At 59.0% G+C, this 17,777-nt stretch carries 19 protein-coding genes; 15 read left to right on the forward strand and 4 right to left on the reverse strand.

Annotation, left to right across the window (positions count from 1 at the left end):
• Positions 1-123: 123 nt before the first annotated feature.
• The gene (locus V2S86_RS16770; RefSeq protein WP_330763374.1) at positions 124-627 is read left to right on the forward strand and encodes a hypothetical protein; all 504 of its coding nucleotides are present in this window, start codon (positions 124-126) and stop codon (positions 625-627) included.
• A 295-nt stretch (positions 628-922) separates the two neighbouring features.
• On the opposite strand, the gene V2S86_RS16775 is transcribed toward V2S86_RS16770, so the two are convergent.
• On the reverse strand, positions 923-2,050 hold the full coding sequence (locus tag V2S86_RS16775; RefSeq protein WP_330763375.1) for an iron-containing alcohol dehydrogenase: 1,128 nt from the start codon (positions 2,048-2,050) through the stop codon (positions 923-925).
• 276 nt (positions 2,051-2,326) lie between these two features.
• Here V2S86_RS16775 and V2S86_RS16780 point away from each other — a divergent pair, with 276 nt between their 5' ends.
• The 3 genes from V2S86_RS16780 to V2S86_RS16790 all read left to right on the forward strand — a co-directional run bounded on the left by V2S86_RS16780 (position 2,327) and on the right by V2S86_RS16790 (position 4,874).
• Positions 2,327-3,085: a response regulator transcription factor gene (locus tag V2S86_RS16780; RefSeq protein ID WP_330763376.1), complete on the forward strand. Its 759-nt coding sequence runs from the start codon at positions 2,327-2,329 to the stop codon at positions 3,083-3,085.
• Positions 3,086-3,185: 100 nt separating this feature from the next.
• On the forward strand, positions 3,186-4,487 hold the full coding sequence (locus V2S86_RS16785) for an NAD(P)/FAD-dependent oxidoreductase (protein ID WP_330763377.1): 1,302 nt from the start codon (positions 3,186-3,188) through the stop codon (positions 4,485-4,487).
• Between the two features lie 21 nt (positions 4,488-4,508).
• Positions 4,509-4,874, forward strand: coding sequence for a cupin domain-containing protein (locus V2S86_RS16790; protein ID WP_330763378.1), 366 nt, complete (start codon positions 4,509-4,511; stop codon positions 4,872-4,874).
• A 41-nt stretch (positions 4,875-4,915) separates the two neighbouring features.
• Here the strand turns inward: V2S86_RS16790 and V2S86_RS16795 are convergent, their stop codons facing one another.
• Together V2S86_RS16795 and V2S86_RS16800 are read right to left on the reverse strand one after the other, a co-directional pair.
• Positions 4,916-5,722, reverse strand: a complete 807-nt coding sequence (locus V2S86_RS16795) for an alpha/beta fold hydrolase (RefSeq protein ID WP_330763379.1) — start codon at positions 5,720-5,722, stop codon at positions 4,916-4,918.
• A 150-nt stretch (positions 5,723-5,872) separates the two neighbouring features.
• Entirely contained in the window at positions 5,873-6,520 is a 648-nt protein-coding gene (locus tag V2S86_RS16800) for a response regulator transcription factor (RefSeq protein WP_006323452.1), read from the reverse strand.
• 563 nt (positions 6,521-7,083) lie between these two features.
• Between V2S86_RS16800 and V2S86_RS16805 the strand changes: the two genes are divergently transcribed.
• Genes V2S86_RS16805 through V2S86_RS16825 form a run of 5 tightly spaced genes read left to right on the forward strand, consistent with a single transcriptional unit; the run spans position 7,084 to position 11,515 of the window.
• The gene (locus tag V2S86_RS16805) at positions 7,084-8,577 is read left to right on the forward strand and encodes an APC family permease (protein ID WP_330763380.1); all 1,494 of its coding nucleotides are present in this window, start codon (positions 7,084-7,086) and stop codon (positions 8,575-8,577) included.
• Positions 8,552-9,139 (forward strand): DUF3156 family protein, encoded by a 588-nt coding sequence (locus V2S86_RS16810; protein WP_330763381.1) that lies wholly within the window; start codon positions 8,552-8,554, stop codon positions 9,137-9,139. The genes V2S86_RS16805 and V2S86_RS16810 overlap by 26 nt, the downstream gene beginning before the upstream one ends.
• Positions 9,132-9,914, forward strand: coding sequence for an SDR family NAD(P)-dependent oxidoreductase (locus V2S86_RS16815; RefSeq protein WP_330763382.1), 783 nt, complete (start codon positions 9,132-9,134; stop codon positions 9,912-9,914). The genes V2S86_RS16810 and V2S86_RS16815 overlap by 8 nt, the downstream gene beginning before the upstream one ends.
• Before the next feature lie 10 nt (positions 9,915-9,924).
• The gene (locus V2S86_RS16820) at positions 9,925-10,722 is read left to right on the forward strand and encodes a MoaF C-terminal domain-containing protein (protein WP_330763383.1); all 798 of its coding nucleotides are present in this window, start codon (positions 9,925-9,927) and stop codon (positions 10,720-10,722) included.
• A 4-nt stretch (positions 10,723-10,726) separates the two neighbouring features.
• Positions 10,727-11,515: an SDR family oxidoreductase gene (locus V2S86_RS16825; protein WP_330763385.1), complete on the forward strand. Its 789-nt coding sequence runs from the start codon at positions 10,727-10,729 to the stop codon at positions 11,513-11,515.
• Positions 11,516-11,754: 239 nt separating this feature from the next.
• On the opposite strand, the gene hpaR is transcribed toward V2S86_RS16825, so the two are convergent.
• Complete coding sequence (gene hpaR, locus V2S86_RS16830; protein WP_330763386.1) at positions 11,755-12,207, reverse strand: homoprotocatechuate degradation operon regulator HpaR; 453 nt, start codon at positions 12,205-12,207, stop codon at positions 11,755-11,757.
• Positions 12,208-12,564: 357 nt separating this feature from the next.
• Between hpaR and V2S86_RS16835 the strand changes: the two genes are divergently transcribed.
• The 6 genes from V2S86_RS16835 (at position 12,565) to hpaH (ending at position 17,774) form a co-directional block, all read left to right on the forward strand.
• Entirely contained in the window at positions 12,565-13,197 is a 633-nt protein-coding gene (locus tag V2S86_RS16835) for a fumarylacetoacetate hydrolase family protein (protein ID WP_330763387.1), read from the forward strand.
• The gene (locus tag V2S86_RS16840; RefSeq protein WP_330763388.1) at positions 13,194-13,958 is read left to right on the forward strand and encodes a fumarylacetoacetate hydrolase family protein; all 765 of its coding nucleotides are present in this window, start codon (positions 13,194-13,196) and stop codon (positions 13,956-13,958) included. Before V2S86_RS16835 ends, V2S86_RS16840 begins: the two co-directional genes overlap by 4 nt.
• Positions 13,955-15,409 carry a 5-carboxymethyl-2-hydroxymuconate semialdehyde dehydrogenase gene (gene hpaE, locus V2S86_RS16845; protein ID WP_330763389.1) on the forward strand — a complete coding sequence of 485 codons (1,455 nt, stop codon included), beginning with the start codon at positions 13,955-13,957 and terminating at the stop codon, positions 15,407-15,409. Before V2S86_RS16840 ends, hpaE begins: the two co-directional genes overlap by 4 nt.
• 297 nt (positions 15,410-15,706) lie before the next feature.
• Positions 15,707-16,564: a 3,4-dihydroxyphenylacetate 2,3-dioxygenase gene (hpaD, locus tag V2S86_RS16850; RefSeq protein WP_330763390.1), complete on the forward strand. Its 858-nt coding sequence runs from the start codon at positions 15,707-15,709 to the stop codon at positions 16,562-16,564.
• Positions 16,565-16,573: 9 nt separating this feature from the next.
• Entirely contained in the window at positions 16,574-16,960 is a 387-nt protein-coding gene (locus V2S86_RS16855) for a 5-carboxymethyl-2-hydroxymuconate Delta-isomerase (RefSeq protein ID WP_330763391.1), read from the forward strand.
• Positions 16,961-16,970: 10 nt separating this feature from the next.
• The gene (gene hpaH / locus V2S86_RS16860) at positions 16,971-17,774 is read left to right on the forward strand and encodes a 2-oxo-hept-4-ene-1,7-dioate hydratase (protein ID WP_004949866.1); all 804 of its coding nucleotides are present in this window, start codon (positions 16,971-16,973) and stop codon (positions 17,772-17,774) included.
• Positions 17,775-17,777 lie beyond the last annotated feature (3 nt).

Genomic DNA, 17,777 nt, shown 5'->3' on the forward strand with positions numbered 1-17,777 from the left:
TCAGGCCAAATTTAACGTTGGGTAACTCAAAGCCATATTCTGCGCACAGGCTGAGATCGTATTTTCGCTTATCCAGATGACGAGAACGATTTCCGGTTATTATATATTTTTAGGATAAAATCCATGAAGAAATTGAGTCTTTCTTTTCTGTTGCTAACGTTAGTCGCAGGATCGTCATATGCCAATGATGACGGTTTCCGGTTGAAGGTGAGTAATAATAACAAATGTGATGTTAAAGTGGTTTTAGGGGCGCCTGAAAGTGATGAAGTCCTTATTAAGTCTGGGAAAGATTTCGATCAGGTTGTGAAGGCGCAAAATACGGCGATTTACCCGGCTCAGTCTTTGACGAATGATCAATGCCACTTTGATCAAACGTTGGAACTCACTGTTGAAGGTGACTCTGCGGAACTTATTAGTTCAAATTGGGACGGCAAACTCAAACCTTTATATATTAGTGGCGGTCTTGGTGGGGTTCCTTACATCTTTGATAAAACAGTTACCGGTGGAACCAAGAACGCTATCGGCGTATTAAACAGAAGTTTCTCCAAGTCTGCGGAGGCTTCAGACGTGCGAGAAGTTATCATCAGCGTTGATTCCGCCCGACCGGGGTTTATGTCGTTAAATTAAGTAGCCGAGATAACCCGTCAGTAAAGCAAGGGTCATTGGAGGAGCCGAAGGTACGGCTCCTTCATGGGTATTCGTCAGCCGGCAAGTACGTTGAACGGTACGCGGCGGGGGTAAGGCCGTTCCGCGAGTGCCTGCTGGCGGCCCATGGAACGGCCTGACGCTTATTGGTCTTTCTTCTTCCTACTGAAGATTTTCAGCAGTACGCCAACCAGAATGCCAATGGCGATGCCGGTGAAAATCCAGCCGATGATACCCATTTCCGATCTCCCGCTATTGCTATGATCTCATTATATTATCATTCGACGCGGAATGCGCCTTCGATCATCAGTTGCCGTTGCGCGGCGGTATAGTCGATCAACGCGTTTTTGCTGTTGGATTTCTCCAGCGTCACCGCCAGTTCGTCGCTGGAAATCGGCAAATCATCCTGCCAGAACGGCGCGATGGCGTTGCGGGTAATAAATTCGATCAGATAGCGTTCCGGGCTGTCCTGCTGTTCGGGGAACAGGCGTGCGGCCAGATCGCTCATCAGCGCGCGCTGTTGCGGCTGCTCGCTTTGCGCCAGCAGTTCGAGGAAGGGGAGCAGCAGGCGGCCGCAGACCTGGCCGTGATGGTAATCGTGCAGCGCGCCAATCTCGCCGGCAATGCCGTGGATCACCCCCAGCCCGGCGGCGCTCAACGTCAACCCGCCAAGGTAAGAGGCTTGCATGATGGCTTCACGGGCGCGATCGCTGCGGTTGAGCGCCGGCCAGGCGTCCAGGAAATGGCGGATGCCGGTCAGCGACATCTCGCGCGTCATGGCGCTGGCGGTTTTGGACAGATAGGCTTCGAACAGGTGGGTAAAGGCGTCGATGGCGCAGTAAGCCAGCACCGGGTCCGGCGCGCCCTGCAGCAGCTGCGGATCCAGGATGGCGGTATGCGGCACGAAGTTGTTATGGCGCAGCGAGGCTTTCACCTTGCTGAGCCGGGTGTCGGTGATCACCGCGTTCTGGGTCACTTCACTGCCGGTGCCGGCAGTGGTCGGGATGGCGATCAGCGGCAGGGTAGCGCCGCTGATTTTGGTATCACCGATCTTTTCCATATAGCGCAGTGTCGGCAACGGGTGCTCCACCAAAGCAGCAAACGCCTTGGCGGCATCCAGCACGCTGCCGCCGCCTATCGCCACCACCCGTTGCACCTTGCCGCGCCAACGCGCGACCCAGGCGTCGATCTCCTGCGGCGAGGCTTCGTGGCTGACGATCTCGGTGCCGATCAGCAGCGGCGTCAGGGCATCTGCCAACGAGGCATACACCACGCCATTGAGGAATGAGCGGCAACTGAACAGCAATGTCGGCTGGGGATCGGCGGCCAGTAGTGGGATCAGTTGGCTAATACTGCCGTGGCCGAACCAGGTATGCCGGTTGGCGATCGTCAGGCTGGTGGTCATGTTTTCTCCTTGGCGCGGTAAAATCACAGCATAAGCCAGCATCGGCGGGTGAACCACTGCTTTTCACTGCCTGAAACTCATTTATTAATATATTAACAATATCCGCGCGCGACCGGCTGCCATAATCTGGCGAAGCTGTGATTTGTTTAACATGCGAGCAAGCGAAACCTTGCATTTGGCGCTGTTGAGTGCATTTTATAATAAGCAGGCCACGACACCGCCGGTTTTATCCGGAGCAAAGTAATTGTTAATTTATTAATGATGGCGAGGGCGGAGATGAATATTCAGGTCGAACGATTATCGACGGTGATTGACGCGGTAGCGACCCCCAGGTTTTATCCCAGCCTGCTGGCCTGGATGGAGGGTTTCTTCGCCTTCGACAACGCCATTGTTTATGCCTTCGAACGGGGCCGCGCGCCGCGTTGCCTGCTCAAAACCGAGCGTGAAAACAGCGATGCGATCAACCAAATCTACCAGCAGGGTGCTTACCTGCAGGATCCGTTTTATCAGGTGCTAAGCGGCGGCGACAGCGGTGAGGTGTTTTCGCTGCGTCAGTTGGCACCGTGCGGTTTCTATCACACTGACTATTACCGTAATTTTTACCGTAAAACCGGCTGGCACGACGAGGCCGGCGTGCTGCTGCCACTGACGTCGGAACGTGGGCTGGGGGTGTTTTTCGGCTCGGCGCGCCAGACGGTGGGGGTGCGTTACCCGCAACTGGCTGAGTTAAGGGGCGCGTTGACGTTGCTCAAAAGCATCGCGCGCCTGCATGACGAAGTGGTCGCCGCGCCGGTATTGCCGGATACGGCAGAGAACAGCAGCGTGCAGGTGCGCTATCTGTTGACCCCGCGAGAACGCGAAATTGTCGATCTGATCCTGAGCGGCTGCGGCTCGCAACAGATTGCCGACCGGCTGTTCATCAGCCTGGGGACGGTGAAAAACCATCGCAAGAACATCTACGGCAAGCTGGATATCGGTTCGCAGGCCGAACTGTTCAACCTGCTGTTGGCCGGGCCGAACCGCCGCAGCGCATAATGTTAATTTTTTGTAGCAAATGTCCCTAAGGGGACATGGTGGCTTTGCCGGCCGCTCCCGATAATCCGCTGTAGGGCATAGGGTCTTCGGGAGTGCGGCAGTGAACAATAATATCGAATCGTTAACTTACTACGCGGCAACCAAAAAGTACGATCTGCGCTTCCCGACGCTGGAAGACGATCTGGACGTTGACGTGGTGATCATCGGCGGCGGCTTCTCCGGTATCAATACCGCGCTGGAGCTGGCGGAGCGGGGCATCACCAACATCGCCATTCTGGAGGGGCGCCATTTGGGCTACGGCGGCACCGGGCGCAACGGCGGGCAGGTGATGGCCGGCATCGGTCACGATCTGGAAAAAATCAAACGCCACGTCGGGCCGTCCGGGCTGGAAACCATCTTTAAAATCAGCAACCTCGGCGCTGGCATTATCCGTGAGCGCATCAAGAAATACGCTATCGACGCCGATTTCCGCTTTGGTTACGGCTATCTTGGCAGCAATGTGCGCCAGGAGAAAACCCTGCGTAGCTGGCTAAAAGAGTTCAGGGCGGTATCGCCGAATGAAGAGATCGAACTTTATACCGGCGCGGAAGTGAAACAGGTGGTGGGATCCGACGCTTACACCTGCGCATTGAAGCACATGGGCGGCGGCCACGTGCACTCGCTCAACCTGCTGCTGGGCGAGGCCAAGGCATTGAGCGGCTACGGCGTGAAAATCTTCGAAAACAGCAGCGTGCTCAACGTCGAGTACGGTTCGCGCATTCAGGTTCGCACCGCCATGGGCTCGGTGCGCGCCCACAAGATGCTGTGGGCGTGCAACGGCTTTCTCAACGGCATGGAGCCGTTCATCCATAGTAAAACCATCAACACCTACGCTTTCCAGCTGGCGACCGAACCGCTGCCCGAGGAACTGATCCGGCGCATCAGCCCGATCCGCGGCGCCTACAGCGACATTCGCCCGGTGATCGATTACTACCGGGTCACCAATGAAAACCGCCTGCTGTTCGGCAGCGCCACTCGGTTGATCGAGTACATCCCGGCGGATCTCAAAGCCTGGAACCGCAACCTGATGCTGAAAGTGTTCCCGTACCTGCATGACGTGAAGATCGATCTGGCCTGGGGCGGGCCGCTGTGCTGTTGCGCCAACCTGTTCCCGCAGATAGGTACCTTGCCGCAGCACGACAATGTGTTCTACGTACAGGGCTATTCCGGCTTTGGCGTGACGCCAAGCCATATCGTCTGCAAAGTGCTGGCGGAGGGCATGAGTGAAGGATCTGATCGTTACGATCTGATGAGTTCTATCCCGCACGCCAACATCTTCGGTAAAGATCGGTTGCGCCGGGTGATGACCACCGCCGGCAAGGCCTGGCACCAGACATCCGGCTACTGGAAAGGCCGCCGTTAATTCTTATCAGAGGAGAAAGACATGAAACCATTACTGCTTAAGCAGCCGCTGCCTGAACTGCTGGAGATGGGCAGCGTCAGCAACCTGGGTGCCCGAGTGATCGCAGGTTCCCCGAACGTCGGGATAGCGACGCTTTTCGGTGAGCCGACCGATAACCTGAACTGCGGCGTTTTCAGCTGTACGCGCGGCATTTTTGTGATGGAGTATCCGTTTGCCGAGCACGCCACCGTGTGGGAAGGGACCGCGACGTTGACCGATGAGAACACCGGGAAGTCCGTGCAGTATCAGGCCGGGGATTCGTGGTTTGTCGAAAAGGGCACGCCGGTGCGCTGGGAAATCACCTCCGATCGTTTTGTAAAACACTATCTCGCCATCGTCGAAGGTTGATCTCACCGTTAGCCCCTCTCCGCCGGGAGAGGGGAAATCCGCTATCCCAGCACCCGCTCGATAAAATCGGTGACCCGCTTCAATATCTGATCTTTGTTGGTTTCGTTAAAACTCTCATGCCGCCCGCCGGGGTTGATCATGGCGTCGAAATCGCTGCCCTTCAGCCGATCGATGGCGGTCTGCGATTCGGCCATCAGCACCAGCCGATCGTCATCGCCGTGTATCCACAGCGTAGGCAGCGTGCCGAAACCCGGCCCTGCGTTGATTTTTGCCAGGATCTGCTGCATGGCGCGTAGCGTCGGTCGTTTGAATGGCCCGTGCCACACCAAAGGAGCGGCCTGATAGGCTTCGCCAACGGCCGGATCGCGCGATAAAGTGGCGGTATCCAGCGGTTCGTTCGGGATCGCGGGCAGATCAAGCAAGTCGGATATCAGGGTTCTTTCGCCAATCAGCGGGCCGGATAGCACCAGTGCGCGGATACCTTCGCGATAACGCTGGGTATAACGGGTGGCGATCATGCCGCCCATCGAATGGCCGATGACCACCAGCGGCACGTCGGGGTGCAGCCGCTGAAAATGCTCTACTACGCGGCGAACGTCGTCGACTACGGCGTCATAATCCTCAATCAATACGCGCTCGCCCTGCGATAGCCCATGGCCGAGGTGGTCCGGGCCAAACACGCGTGCGCCCAGTGCTTCCAGCGTGCGCGCCACGTACTGATAACGGCCAAGATGCTCGCCGTAACCGTGTACCAGCAGCGCCAGAAAACGCGGCCGATCATGGCTCCAGTCATGCACCGCAATATCGCCATGGCCACCTTTGATAAAGCTAATCTTTTGTTCAGACATAGTATTTTCTCATCGGCAGGATAACGGAAACCCTATTCAGCGTAGCGGCAAAACGGGAATGACGTAGGGGCACAACGTGCGGTGGTCCAGAAGAAAACGACATTTCGAAGCGTTGCGTCCGTGCAGCCATAAGCAATCGCTATGGGTGAATTAACCCAGGGCAATAAAGCTGCTGGCCACCAATTCGGTGCGGTTTGCTACCTCGGTTTTGGCAAAGATATTGCGCATATGGGTTTTCACCGTCGAAAGTGAAATGCCCAGTTTCAGGGCGATGCGTTTATTGCTGGCCCCTTCGCGCACCATATTGACGATCTCCTGCTCCTTGGCGGTCAGCAACTGGGCTTCGCCGCCCGGCAGCAGATCGCGCGTCGCCAGTTCTATCAGCGGCAGTACCGCCCGCAGGCGGCCGCGCTCCACCTCGGTAAACGGCGTATCGCGGATCAAAGAGACGCCGGCGATAATGCGTTTACGCTGGCGGATAAAAATCTCCGTCATATCGCGCATGTCATTCGGCAGCATAAAGTCATGATAATAGTGGCGATTATTGGCGATGGCCGCCGGGCTCATGCCGACCATGCTGATATCCTGCTGGTGGAAATTGGCGGGTTTAAGCGGATCAATCTGCTGAAAATGGGTCAGATATTGCTGATGCGTTTTATCGGAAATGCCGTGCAAAATATAGTGGTCTGGCCGCAGATCTTGATTGACCAGATAAAACACCCCGGCGGACACCGGGATCAAATGCGCAATGGTAGTCAGACAGCTGTTGATAAAGGCATCGGATGATGTGCTGTGCATGATTCATTTCCCTCCTTTACCTACCCTGCGTTCTGGAGAATGCGTCGTTCAATATATGAACGATCCCAGCATAGTTGTAGCAATTCGGTAACACAATAAGAACATATTAACAACGTGAGCCTGATTGCAATAAAATACATAAATAACAAGGCAACGCCCCCCGTTTGGCTGGGGAATGGGCGGCCTTGCGTCAATATTTAGTTAATATATTAACGAATGGCATGCCTCCTTCCCGCTGAATTTAAAGTGATTTCCCCTGCCAGGGGGACGGCGCTGTGCGTATCGCCGGTTGGCGACCCCTCTTCGCTCGCTGCCGGCGGCTCGTTCCTAAGAACGATGGACAGACGCGCTGTTCCCCGCATTCTCTCGAAAATCCCCTCATCGAGATTCAAACCATAACGGCTGGCCGGGCTAAAAAGATAAGAGGAAAAAGCTATGGTTCGGCCTCGTCCTTAAGGACGATAGCCAGTATTTTCCTTTCCTCTCTATAGTGAGATCGCCGCTAATTGCGGCGTAAACCTGCACAAACAACACCAGGGCAAAAACTCTAAGAGGAACTACCCATGAACCTGTCGTCGCGGCTTCATGCCCACCTTGAACGGGGCAAGGTCGGATTCCCCACTACGCTGGCCAGCTCGGTTGGGGTGATTATGGCCAGTCCGGTGATCCTCACCGTCACCAGCGGTTTCGGTATTGGCGGCGACACCTTCGCGCTGGCGATGCTGATCGCCTTCATCATGATGCAAGCCCAGCTCACCACCTTTTCGGAGGCGGCGGCGATGTTGCCGACGTCCGGCTCGGTGTATGACTATATCGCCTGCGGCATGGGCCGTTTTTTTGCCATTACCGGCGCGCTGTCGGCCTATCTGATTGTGCATATCTTTGCCGGCACCGCCGAAACCATTCTCTCCGGCATCATGGCGTTGGTGAATTTCGAACACCTCAACACGCTGATGGCAACCCACAACGCCTCCTGGATGATTGGCGTCGGGTTGGTGATCCTGTTCGGCCTGCTCAATGCGTTTGGCATCGAGGCGTTCGGCAAGGCGGAGATCGTGCTGACTTTCACCATGTGGAGCACGCTGGTGATCTTCGGTATCGCCGGGCTGCTGTCGCCGCATGCGGTGCCGCTGGAAGGCTGGTTCGGCAGCACGCTGAGCCTGGGCGATCCCTTTGCGGTGTTCAGCCTGATCGGCATGGCGATGTTTATGTTTGTCGGCTGTGAACTGGTGACGCCGATGGCGCCGGAGATCAAAGGCTCCGCCAGAGTGATCCCGCGCGCCATGTCGTTGGGGCTGTGTGGTGTGGCGGTCTGCATGGCGCTTTACGGCGCCGCGCTCAGTCATCAGGTGGAGAACGTGGTGGTGGATGCCGCCAACGGCGTTCACTTGCTGGACACGCCGATGGCGATCCCGGCCTTTGCCGGGCAGGTGATGGGCGAGTTCGGCAAATATTGGCTCGGTATCGGGCTGCTGCTGGCCGGGGCGGCGACCATTAATACGCTGATGGCGGCGGTGCCGCGCATTCTGTACGGCATGGCGCTGGACGGCGCGCTGCCGCGCATTTTCGCTTATCTGCACCCGCGCTTTAAAACCCCGGTGGTGGGCATTCTGGTGGCGGTGCTGATCCCCTGCGTACACGCCTTCGTCATTCAGGGCAATCTCGAGCGCATTATTCCCCTGGTGCTGGCTGCGGTGTGCGCCTGGGGCGTGGCCTATCTTTTGGTGACTTGTTCAGTGGTGATCCTGCGTATCCGCCGGCCGGATCTGCCGCGCGCCTACAAATCGCCGTGCTTCCCGCTGCCGCAAATCGTCTCCAGCGTCGGCATTGTGCTGGCGATTATCTACATCACTCCGCCGGGCATGAACCCGCGTGACGTCTATATCCCCTTCAGCATCATGATCGGTCTGACCGCCGCCTATGCGCTGTTCTGGACGCTGTGCGTGCAGAAGGTCAACCCGTTCAAACCGGTGCCGGTCGAACAGGTGCTGGAAACCGCCTTCGCCAAAACGGAAAACGAGGAGGCGCAGTTTGATCGGCTTACTTCCCTCACTTAATCGTGTGTGGCGGCGACAGCCGGCGGGTTATCAGCCGGGGGCGACGCTCACTCGGTTGGCGCAAAACCTTCAGCCCTATGCCTGCGAACGTCCTGCGCCGTGCCAACTGCGCTTGACGCTGCCGCAGGGGCCGGTGATTGAGGTCAGCGAACGGGTCAGCTCGCTGTTTATGGCGCATATCGTCAGCCATCGCTTCCGCCTGCAGGGGGCAAGCACGTTGGCGGAGCCGCTGGTGCTGCGCATTACCGCCGGTGGTTGGTTGCGGCGCAGGGGCGTGGTTTATCGCGCCGCCTGGAACACTGCCACGGCGCAGCGGGTGATCGAGGCCTTGCAACGTTATCCGCAGATTGGCCAGACGCTGGAGCAGCTCGATTTCCGCAGCATCCAACTGAGGGTGGCCGACGGATGTTGGCGGCTGGATATCGAACATTTTGCCGCGTCTGAAGTGGTCAGCCGATTGCCGGCCGGCCGTCGCTACCTGCGGCTGGAGCCGGAACAGCGGCGGTTACTGCTGAGCAGCCTGCTGATGATCGGCCAACTGATGGAGAAACTGGATGAATAGAGTGGTGGTGATTACCGGCGGCGGCACCGGAGTGGGGGCCGCCTGTGCCCGGCGGCTGGCCGCCCAGGGCGACAGGGTGTTTATCATCGGCCGTCGCCGCGAACCGCTGGCGCTGTTGGCCGAGGAAATCGGCGCCGTGGCGCTGGTGGGCGACGCGTCGAGCGGCGAAAGCTGGAATACCATCCTGCTGCCGGCCATTTTGCGGCAGGGCGGGCGCATCGATTGTCTGATCGGCTGCGCCGGCGGCATGGGGGTTGGGCGCATTACCGACACGAGCGACGCGCAGTGGCAAGGCGCGCTGGACAGCAATCTCAACAGCGCTTTCGCCAGCGCGCGCGCCTGCTTGCCTGAGCTGGTGAAAACCGGCGGCAACCTGCTGTTCGTCGCCTCTATCGCCTCGCTGGCCGCCGGGCCGGAGGTGTGCGGTTACGTCACCGCCAAGCATGCGCTGATCGGGCTGATGCGTTCCATCGCCCGCGATTATGGCCCGCTCGGGGTGCGCGCCAATGCGGTGTGCCCCGGTTGGGTGACGACGCCGATGGCGGACGAGGAGATGCAGCCGCTGATGGACGCCCATCGGATCTCGCTGGAGCAGGCTTACCGGATGGTGTGCCGTGATGTGCCGCTGCGTCGGCCGGCCAGTGCGGAAGACATCGCCGGTATCTGCCGTTTTCTCTGCTCTGCCGAGGCGTCAATCATTACCGGTGCGGCGCTGGTGGCCGATGGCGGCTCTACCATCGTCGACGTGCCGACGTTGGCTTTTACTTCCCTTTAAGGAGAATCAGATGAGTACAGAGGCGGTATTTATTCAGGTTGGCGCACTGGCGGAAGGCTTTGCGCCGCACAGCAACACGCTGGAACGGCAGCTCGGGCTGAGCGGCAGCACGCTGACATTGCATTTTGCCGATGGCGAAACGCTGAAGTGTCATTTTACCGACGACCAAAGGCTGAACTGGGGCGCGCGCACGGGTATTGCTTATCGTGCCACCAGCATTCGCTCCGGTATTTTGTTTATCGATTTTCTCGATCCTTCGCAAGACAACGCCAGCATGACGCTGGTGTGCGATCGCAATCAGGGCAATTTCACCCTGGTGTACGGCCAATTGCCGGATGAACGGCAAACCCGGCTGGATGCTTTCAGCCGCGTTGAACAAGGCTTGCCGCTCACGGCGGTCAACGCCGAATTCCGCTTCGGCATGCTGCATAATGCGGCCGCCGCATTGCCGCATTTCACCGACGAACTGATCGGCATGCGCAATATGTACACCTACAGCCCGACCGAACGTTACGAGCACATCTACCTGAACGACAATTTCTATGCCTGGCAGTGTCTGGACGGCGTTGAGAAAGGGCTGGCGGACGTCGATCGTTGCCATTACGTGAAAGTCGCCGAGCAGCTGTACCTGTTCGTGTGGCGCGAGAAGATCGTGCCGACGCTGGGCGTGGTGATGATCGATCTGCAGGCGATGCGTACCGACGGCAAGATCCTCGGCTATCAGGGCAGCGACTTCAGCGCACTGAGCAATTTTGCGGTGGGCGCTCATGCGCAGGTGCTGAATACCACCCGGTATCCAAGGGGATAAGCCGATGAACGCAACCTATGCGGCCGATGCCTTCAGCGGTCAGGTGGTGTTGGTGACCGGCGGTGCCCAGGGCATCGGGCTGGCGATTGTCGGCGCCTTTGCCCGCCTGGGCGCGACGGTGGTGATGGCCGATCTGCAACTGCGCAAGGCGCAGGACGCGGCGGAGACCTTGCAACGGCAAGGCTGGCGGGTGCAGGCCGTGGCCTGCGATGTGGCCGACGCGGCGCAGATTGCCGAACGGGTCGCGGCGGTGGGGGAGCAGCATCAGCGGCTGGACGTGGTTGTCCACAATGCGGCCTACTTCCCGCTGACGCCGTTTGCCGACATTGATGCCCCGCTGTTGCAACGCACGCTGAGCGTCAATCTGATGGCACCGTTCTTTCTGGCGCAGGCGGCGCTGCCGTGGATGCGCCGCCAGGGCGGCTGCGTGCTGGTGACCTCGTCGGTGACCGGACCGCGGGTAGCTTATCCGGGGCTGGCACACTACGCAGCCTCAAAGGCCGGCGTGAACGGGTTTATTCGCGCGGCGGCGCTGGAGCTGGCACCGGTGGGCATTCGGGTTAACGGCGTGGAGCCGGGGATGATACGCACGCCGGCAATGGCCAATCTGGGCGGCGCGGCAGTCAATCAGGCGATTGCGGCTGCAGTGCCGCTCGGGCGGCTGGGGGAGCCGGAAGACATCGCCGCGGCGATGGTGTTTCTCGCTTCGCCGGCGGCGGCCTATATCACCGGCCAGACGCTGGTGGTGGACGGCGGCGCACTGCTGCCGGAAGCGAATTCTCTTCTTACTTGACGCTGCAGCGTGGTTGGCTGCAGGCGTAACTAGCTGCGCCGAATAGTGCTACAGGTGGGGGTCATGCAGAACGCCGACGCGCCGTGAACCCGTCCCTGGGGGCTCGTATCGCGCATCCCTGCGCTCAACGGTCGGCTAACCTGCCATGACGCCCACCAACCTCAAGCTTAGGGTGTAGCGGTATTAAACACAGCTATTTAGCTGCAACGCCCGTTCATTGAGGACGCCGATTCATTGAATCACTTCTTGGCGGGATGGGCCGTCACGTTGGCCGGCAGTTTGTCGCCCAGGGTGATCAGCTCGTCCAGCAACGTCATCAGTTGATCCATCTTCTGCCGCGAAAACGCGGCTTCAATCTCACGGTAACCCTGTTCCACCTGATGGCGCGCCACGTCGTACAGCTCCTGGCCCGGCTGGGTCAGCGAAACGTACAGCTTGCGCTGATCGTTAACCGGTTTCAGGCGGAAAATCAGCTTATCGCGCTCCATGCGCGACAAAATGCCGGTCAGGCTGGGGCGCAGGATGCAGGTTTCTGCCGCCAACTCGTGGAATTCAATCGAGCGGTTGTTGGCCAGCACGCGGATGATGCGCCACTGCTGTTCCGTCAGATTGTGGCTTTTCAGTATCGGGCGGAAAAACCCCATGGCGGTTTCACGCGCCTGCAACAGGGCAATGGTTAAGGATTCATGCATAGATTTGGCCTTTACTGTCAAGGTGTTTGGTATGTCGGCTTCTTTCGTAGGGGCTCAGCCTGCGGAGACCAGGAGCACAATAGAGTGCGCCGCTACAAAGCCTGATTTGTTAATAACTTAATAATAGCCAGTTTTACCCCGACGGATAAAGCGAAAAAGCGGCCGGCGGGTAAAAATACGCCAAAAAAAGATTAATTCTTTGAATGGTATCGTTAATTTTTCTGAGTTGTGAATATTTTGTTATCAGGATCACAAATCAATCCAACCGCGTTGCGTAAATCCTAAACAGCGTATAAAACTAATCGTTAATATATTAATGAATGCCGGTTGTCATGTTCTGTCACGAGAGGAGTTTGCATGAAAGGCACCGTATTTTCCGTCGCGTTGAACCACCGCAGCCAGATTGACGCCTGGGATCAGGCGTTCCATCAGCCGCCCTATAGCACCCCGCCCAAGACTCCGGTGTGGTTTATCAAACCGCGCAATACCCACCTCGCCAACGGCGGGGCGATCCCGTTCCCGGCCGGTGAGAAGGTGCAGAGCGGCGCTACGCTGGCGGTGGTGATCGGCGCTATCGCCCGTAAGGTGCCGGCCGAGCGGGTGGCGGATTATCTGGCGGGCTATGCGCTGGCCAACGACGTCAGCCTGCCGGAAAGCAGCTTTTACCGCCCGGCGATCAAGGCGAAGTGTCGCGACGGTTTTTGTCCGCTGGGGGATATCGGCCAGCTGTCAGCAACCGGCAAGCTTGAGATCGTCACCGAAATCAACGGCGTGGAGCGGGATCGCTGGTCGACCGCCGATCTGGTGCGCTCGGTGCCTGAACTGATCGCCGCCATCAGCGATTTCATTACCCTGCAACCGGGCGACGCGGTGCTGATTGGCACTCCGCATCAGCGGGTGGATCTCAACCCGGGGGATGAAGTGACGGTGCGCGCCGCCGGGCTACCCACGCTGACCAACCGCGTGACGCAGGCAGGAGAATTATCATGAGACACGCCCGTATTCGCCATCATGGCCAGATTGTTAACGCCCGCGTGGATGACCAACTACGCGTTACCCTGCCGGACGGCACTGTGTTGCAGGAACGGGACACCGAGTGGCTGCCCCCGGCGCAGGGAACGGTGTTTGCCCTGGGCCTCAACTATGCCGACCACGCCAGCGAGCTGGAATTCAAGGCGCCGGAAGAGCCGCTGGTGTTCCTCAAGGCGCCGAACACCCTGACCGGCCACCGCCAGGTGTCGGTACGCCCAGCCGGCGTGGAATATATGCACTACGAAGCCGAGCTGGTGGTAGTGATCGGTAAAACCGCCCGCAACGTCAGCCGCGAACAGGCGATGGAGTATGTGGCCGGTTACACGCTGTGCAACGACTACGCCATCCGCGACTATCTGGAAAACTACTATCGGCCGAACCTGCGGGTGAAAAGCCGCGACACCCTGACGCCCATTGGGCCGTACATCGTCGATCGCGATGATATCGCCGATCCGCACCGCCTGGCGCTCAGCACCTACGTCAACGGCGAACTGCGCCAGCGCGGCAGCACCGCCGACATGATTTTCGATATCCCGTTCCTGATCGCCTACCTGAGCGAATTTATGACGCTGCAACCGGGCGACATGATCGCCACCGGCACGCCGAAAGGGCTGGCCGACGTGCAGCCGGGCGACGAGGTGGTGGTGGAAATCGAGGGTATCGGCCGTTTGGTTAACCACATCATCAGTGAAAAAGATTACGAGGAAAGCCTGCGATGAAAACCATCAACCATTGGATCAACGGCAAGAACGTCGCCAGCACAGAGTATTTCACCACCAGCAACCCGGCCAACGGCGAGGTGCTGGCGGAAGTGGCATCCGGCGGACAACGGGAGATCGACCAGGCGGTGGCTGCCGCCAAAGCGGCGTTCCCCAAATGGGCCAATACGCCGATGAAAGAGCGCGCACGCCTGATGCGCCGCCTGGGCGAACTGATTGACGAGAACGTGCCGCAGATCGCCGAGATGGAAACCGCCGATACCGGCCTGCCGATCCACCAGACCAAAAACGTGCTGATCCCACGAGCCTCGCATAACTTCGAGTTCTTCGCCGAAATCTGCCAGCAGATGAACGGCCGCACCTACCCGGTGGACGACAAAATGCTCAACTACACGCTGATCCAGCCGGTCGGGGTGTGCGCGCTGGTGTCGCCGTGGAACGTGCCCTTCATGACCGCCACCTGGAAAACCGCGCCCTGCCTGGCACTGGGCAATACTGCGGTGTTGAAAATGTCCGAGTTGTCGCCGCTGACCGCCGATCGCCTGGGTGAACTGGCGCTGGAAGCCGGCATCCCGGCCGGGGTGCTCAACGTGGTGCAGGGCTACGGCGCAACCGCCGGCGACGCGCTGGTGCGCCATAAGGACGTGCGCGCCGTGTCGTTCACCGGCGGTACCGCCACCGGCCGCCGCATCATCGAGAGCGCCGGGTTGAAGAAATTTTCCATGGAGCTGGGCGGCAAATCGCCGGTGCTGATTTTTGAGGATGCGGACATCGAACGCGCGCTGGACGCCGCGCTGTTCACCATCTTCTCGATCAACGGTGAACGCTGTACTGCCGGTTCGCGCATTTTCATTCAGGAAAGCATCTACCCGGAATTCGTCAAACGTTTCGCCGAGCGTGCCAACCGCCTGCGCGTGGGCGATCCGCAAGATCCCAACACCCAGGTGGGGGCGCTGATCAGCCCGCAGCACTGGGAAAAAGTCTCCGGCTATATCCGCCTGGGGGTGGAAGAAGGGGCGACCCTGTTGGCCGGCGGCCCGGAAAAACCGGCCGGGCTGAGCCACGGCAACTTCTTGCGCCCAACGGTGCTGGCGGACGTCGACAACCGGATGCGCATCGCGCAGGAGGAGATCTTCGGGCCGGTGGCCTGCCTGCTGCCGTTCAAATCGGAAGAAGACGGTCTGCGCATGGCCAACGACGTGGAATACGGCCTGGCGTCCTACATCTGGACACAGGATGTGAGCAAGGTGCTGCGTCTGGCCCGCAATATTGAAGCGGGCATGGTGTTCGTCAACACCCAAAACGTACGCGATCTGCGCCAGCCGTTCGGCGGCGTGAAAGCGTCCGGCACCGGGCGTGAAGGCGGGGAATACAGCTTTGAAGTGTTCGCCGAGATGAAGAACGTCTGTATTTCCATGGGTGATCACCCCATCCCGCGCTGGGGCGTCTGAGACAAATTAGGCAGGCTATTTTACTTGCCACTTTGTGGTTGGGCAGTGCTCAGAATCCTCACGTACTACGTGTACGCTGCGGTTCTTGCGCGCTGTCCGCCCGCAAATTGGCTGCGACAATAACGCCTGTTGATACCGTCTCCGTGTTTTAAAACTGAAAATATACCCTAAATAATTCGAGTTGCAGGAAGGCGGCAACTGAGCGAGTCCCGATGAGCTTACTGAGGTAAGTGATTCGGGTGAGTAAAGGCAGCCAACACGCCTGCAGCTTGAAGTATGACGGGGATAGGAGGATTTATGGGCAAGTTAGCTCTGGCCGCCAAGATTACGCATGTTCCGTCGATGTACCTGTCGGAAATTCCGGGCAAAAACTTCGGTTGCCGCCAGGCGGCGATCGACGGTCATAAAGAGATCGGTGCGCGCTGCCGCGAAATGGGCGTCGACACCATCATCGTGTTCGACACCCACTGGCTGGTGAACAGCGCCTATCACATCAATTGCAGCGCGCATTTCTCCGGCCTGTATACCAGCAACGAGCTGCCGCATTTTATCCGCGACATGGCCTACGACTACGACGGCAACCCGGAACTGGGCCAGATGATCGCCGACGAAGCCTGCAAACTGGGGGTGCGTGCCAAGGCGCACGACATCCCGAGCCTGAAGCTGGAATACGGCACGCTGGTGCCGATGCGCTACATGAACGGCGACAAGCATTTCAAGGTGGTGTCGATCTCGGCGTTCTGCACGGTGCATGACTTTGCCGACAGCCGCCGGCTGGGCGAGGCGATCAAAACCGCCATCGAGAAATACGACGGCACCGTGGCGGTGCTGGCCAGCGGTTCGCTGTCGCATCGCTTTATCGACGATCAGCGCGCCGAAGAGGGCATGAACAGCTACACCCGCCAGTTTGACCAGCAGATGGACGAGCGGGTGGTCAAGCTGTGGGAAGAAGGGCGGTTCCGCGAGTTTTGCGCCATGCTGCCGGAGTACGCCGACTACTGCTACGGCGAAGGCAACATGCACGACACCGTGATGCTGCTTGGCCTGCTGGGTTGGGACAACTATGACGGCAAGGTGGAGTTCGTCACCCCGCTGTTCGCCAGTTCCGGCACCGGGCAGGTTAACGCCGTGTTCCCGCTGCCGACCGAAGCCTGAGGAGCGCCCATGCCGCATTTTTATGCTGAATGCACCAATAACATCCGCGAAGAGGCCGCTCTTCCCGCGCTGTTCGCCAAAGTCAATCAGGCACTGGCGGATACCGGCATCTTCCCGTTGGCCGGGGTACGCAGCCGCGCCATCTGGCTGGACACCTGGCAAATGGCCGACGGCAAGCAGGATTACGCCTTCGTGCACATGACGTTGAAAATCGGCCACGGCCGCAGCCTGGAGAGCCGTGAGCAGGTAGGGGAAATGCTGTTTGCGCTGATCAAGGAACACTTTGCCGCGCTGATGGCGCAGCGTTATCTGGCGCTCTCTTTCACGATGGAAGAGCTGGATCCGGTGCTGAATTACAAGCAGAACAATGTCCATGCGCTATTTCGCAAAGAGTAAGGGGCCGTAAATGTTGGATAAAGAGCTGATTAGCCGCGCCGTGCAGCGCTTGCATCAGGCGGAACAGAGCCGCGAACAGATCCGCGCGCTGTCGCTGGATCACCCCGAGATCACCCTTGAGGACGCTTATGCCATTCAGCGGCAGTGGGTGGCGCTGAAGATCGCAGAAGGCCGTACGCTGAAGGGCCATAAGATCGGCCTGACCTCACGCGCCATGCAGGTCAGCTCGCAGATCACCGAACCGGATTTCGGCGCGCTGCTGGACGACATGTTCTTCAACGACGGCAGCGACATTCCCGTCGATCGTTTTATCGTGCCGCGCGTTGAGGTGGAGCTGGCGTTCGTGTTGGCCAAACCGCTGCGCGGGCCGAACTGCACGCTGTTCGACGTGTACAACGCCACCGATTACGTCATTCCGGCGCTGGAGATCATCGATGCACGCAGCCATAACGTCGATCCGCAGACCCAGCGGCCGCGCAAGGTGTTCGACACCATTTCCGATAATGCCGCCAACGCCGGGGTAGTGATGGGCGGCCGGCCGATCAAACCGGACGCGCTGGACCTGCGTTGGATCAGTGCGCTGCTGTACCGCAACGGGGTGATCGAAGAGTCCGGCGTGGCGGCGGCGGTGCTCAACCACCCGGCCAACGGCGTCGCCTGGCTGGCCAACAAACTGTTCCCGTATGACGTAGAGCTGGAGGCCGGCCAGGTGATCCTCGGCGGTTCCTTTACCCGGCCGGTGCCGGCGCGGCGCGGCGACACCTTCCACGTCGATTACGGCCCGATGGGTTGTATCAGCTGCCGGTTCGTATAAGGG

The organism is Serratia sp. C2(1), from assembly GCF_036352655.1.
Classification (GTDB): Bacteria; Pseudomonadota; Gammaproteobacteria; order Enterobacterales; family Enterobacteriaceae; genus Serratia; species Serratia inhibens.

Excerpts from the sequence above, each read along its gene's own strand:
- V2S86_RS16805 (WP_330763380.1), top strand. The coding sequence starts at position 7,084 with ATGAACCTGTCGTCGCGGCTTCATGCCCACCTTGAACGGGGCAAGGTC.
- hpaR (WP_330763386.1), bottom strand. The coding sequence starts at position 12,207 with ATGCATGAATCCTTAACCATTGCCCTGTTGCAGGCGCGTGAAACCGCC.
- V2S86_RS16840 (WP_330763388.1), top strand. The coding sequence starts at position 13,194 with ATGAGACACGCCCGTATTCGCCATCATGGCCAGATTGTTAACGCCCGC.
- V2S86_RS16780 (WP_330763376.1), top strand. The coding sequence starts at position 2,327 with ATGAATATTCAGGTCGAACGATTATCGACGGTGATTGACGCGGTAGCG.
- hpaE (WP_330763389.1), top strand. The coding sequence starts at position 13,955 with ATGAAAACCATCAACCATTGGATCAACGGCAAGAACGTCGCCAGCACA.
- V2S86_RS16855 (WP_330763391.1), top strand. The coding sequence starts at position 16,574 with ATGCCGCATTTTTATGCTGAATGCACCAATAACATCCGCGAAGAGGCC.
- V2S86_RS16825 (WP_330763385.1), top strand. The coding sequence starts at position 10,727 with ATGAACGCAACCTATGCGGCCGATGCCTTCAGCGGTCAGGTGGTGTTG.
- V2S86_RS16800 (WP_006323452.1), bottom strand. The coding sequence starts at position 6,520 with ATGCACAGCACATCATCCGATGCCTTTATCAACAGCTGTCTGACTACC.
- hpaD (WP_330763390.1), top strand. The coding sequence starts at position 15,707 with ATGGGCAAGTTAGCTCTGGCCGCCAAGATTACGCATGTTCCGTCGATG.
- V2S86_RS16795 (WP_330763379.1), bottom strand. The coding sequence starts at position 5,722 with ATGTCTGAACAAAAGATTAGCTTTATCAAAGGTGGCCATGGCGATATT.
- V2S86_RS16775 (WP_330763375.1), bottom strand. The coding sequence starts at position 2,050 with ATGACCACCAGCCTGACGATCGCCAACCGGCATACCTGGTTCGGCCAC.
- V2S86_RS16770 (WP_330763374.1), top strand. The coding sequence starts at position 124 with ATGAAGAAATTGAGTCTTTCTTTTCTGTTGCTAACGTTAGTCGCAGGA.
- hpaH (WP_004949866.1), top strand. The coding sequence starts at position 16,971 with ATGTTGGATAAAGAGCTGATTAGCCGCGCCGTGCAGCGCTTGCATCAG.
- V2S86_RS16835 (WP_330763387.1), top strand. The coding sequence starts at position 12,565 with ATGAAAGGCACCGTATTTTCCGTCGCGTTGAACCACCGCAGCCAGATT.
- V2S86_RS16820 (WP_330763383.1), top strand. The coding sequence starts at position 9,925 with ATGAGTACAGAGGCGGTATTTATTCAGGTTGGCGCACTGGCGGAAGGC.
- V2S86_RS16815 (WP_330763382.1), top strand. The coding sequence starts at position 9,132 with ATGAATAGAGTGGTGGTGATTACCGGCGGCGGCACCGGAGTGGGGGCC.
- V2S86_RS16790 (WP_330763378.1), top strand. The coding sequence starts at position 4,509 with ATGAAACCATTACTGCTTAAGCAGCCGCTGCCTGAACTGCTGGAGATG.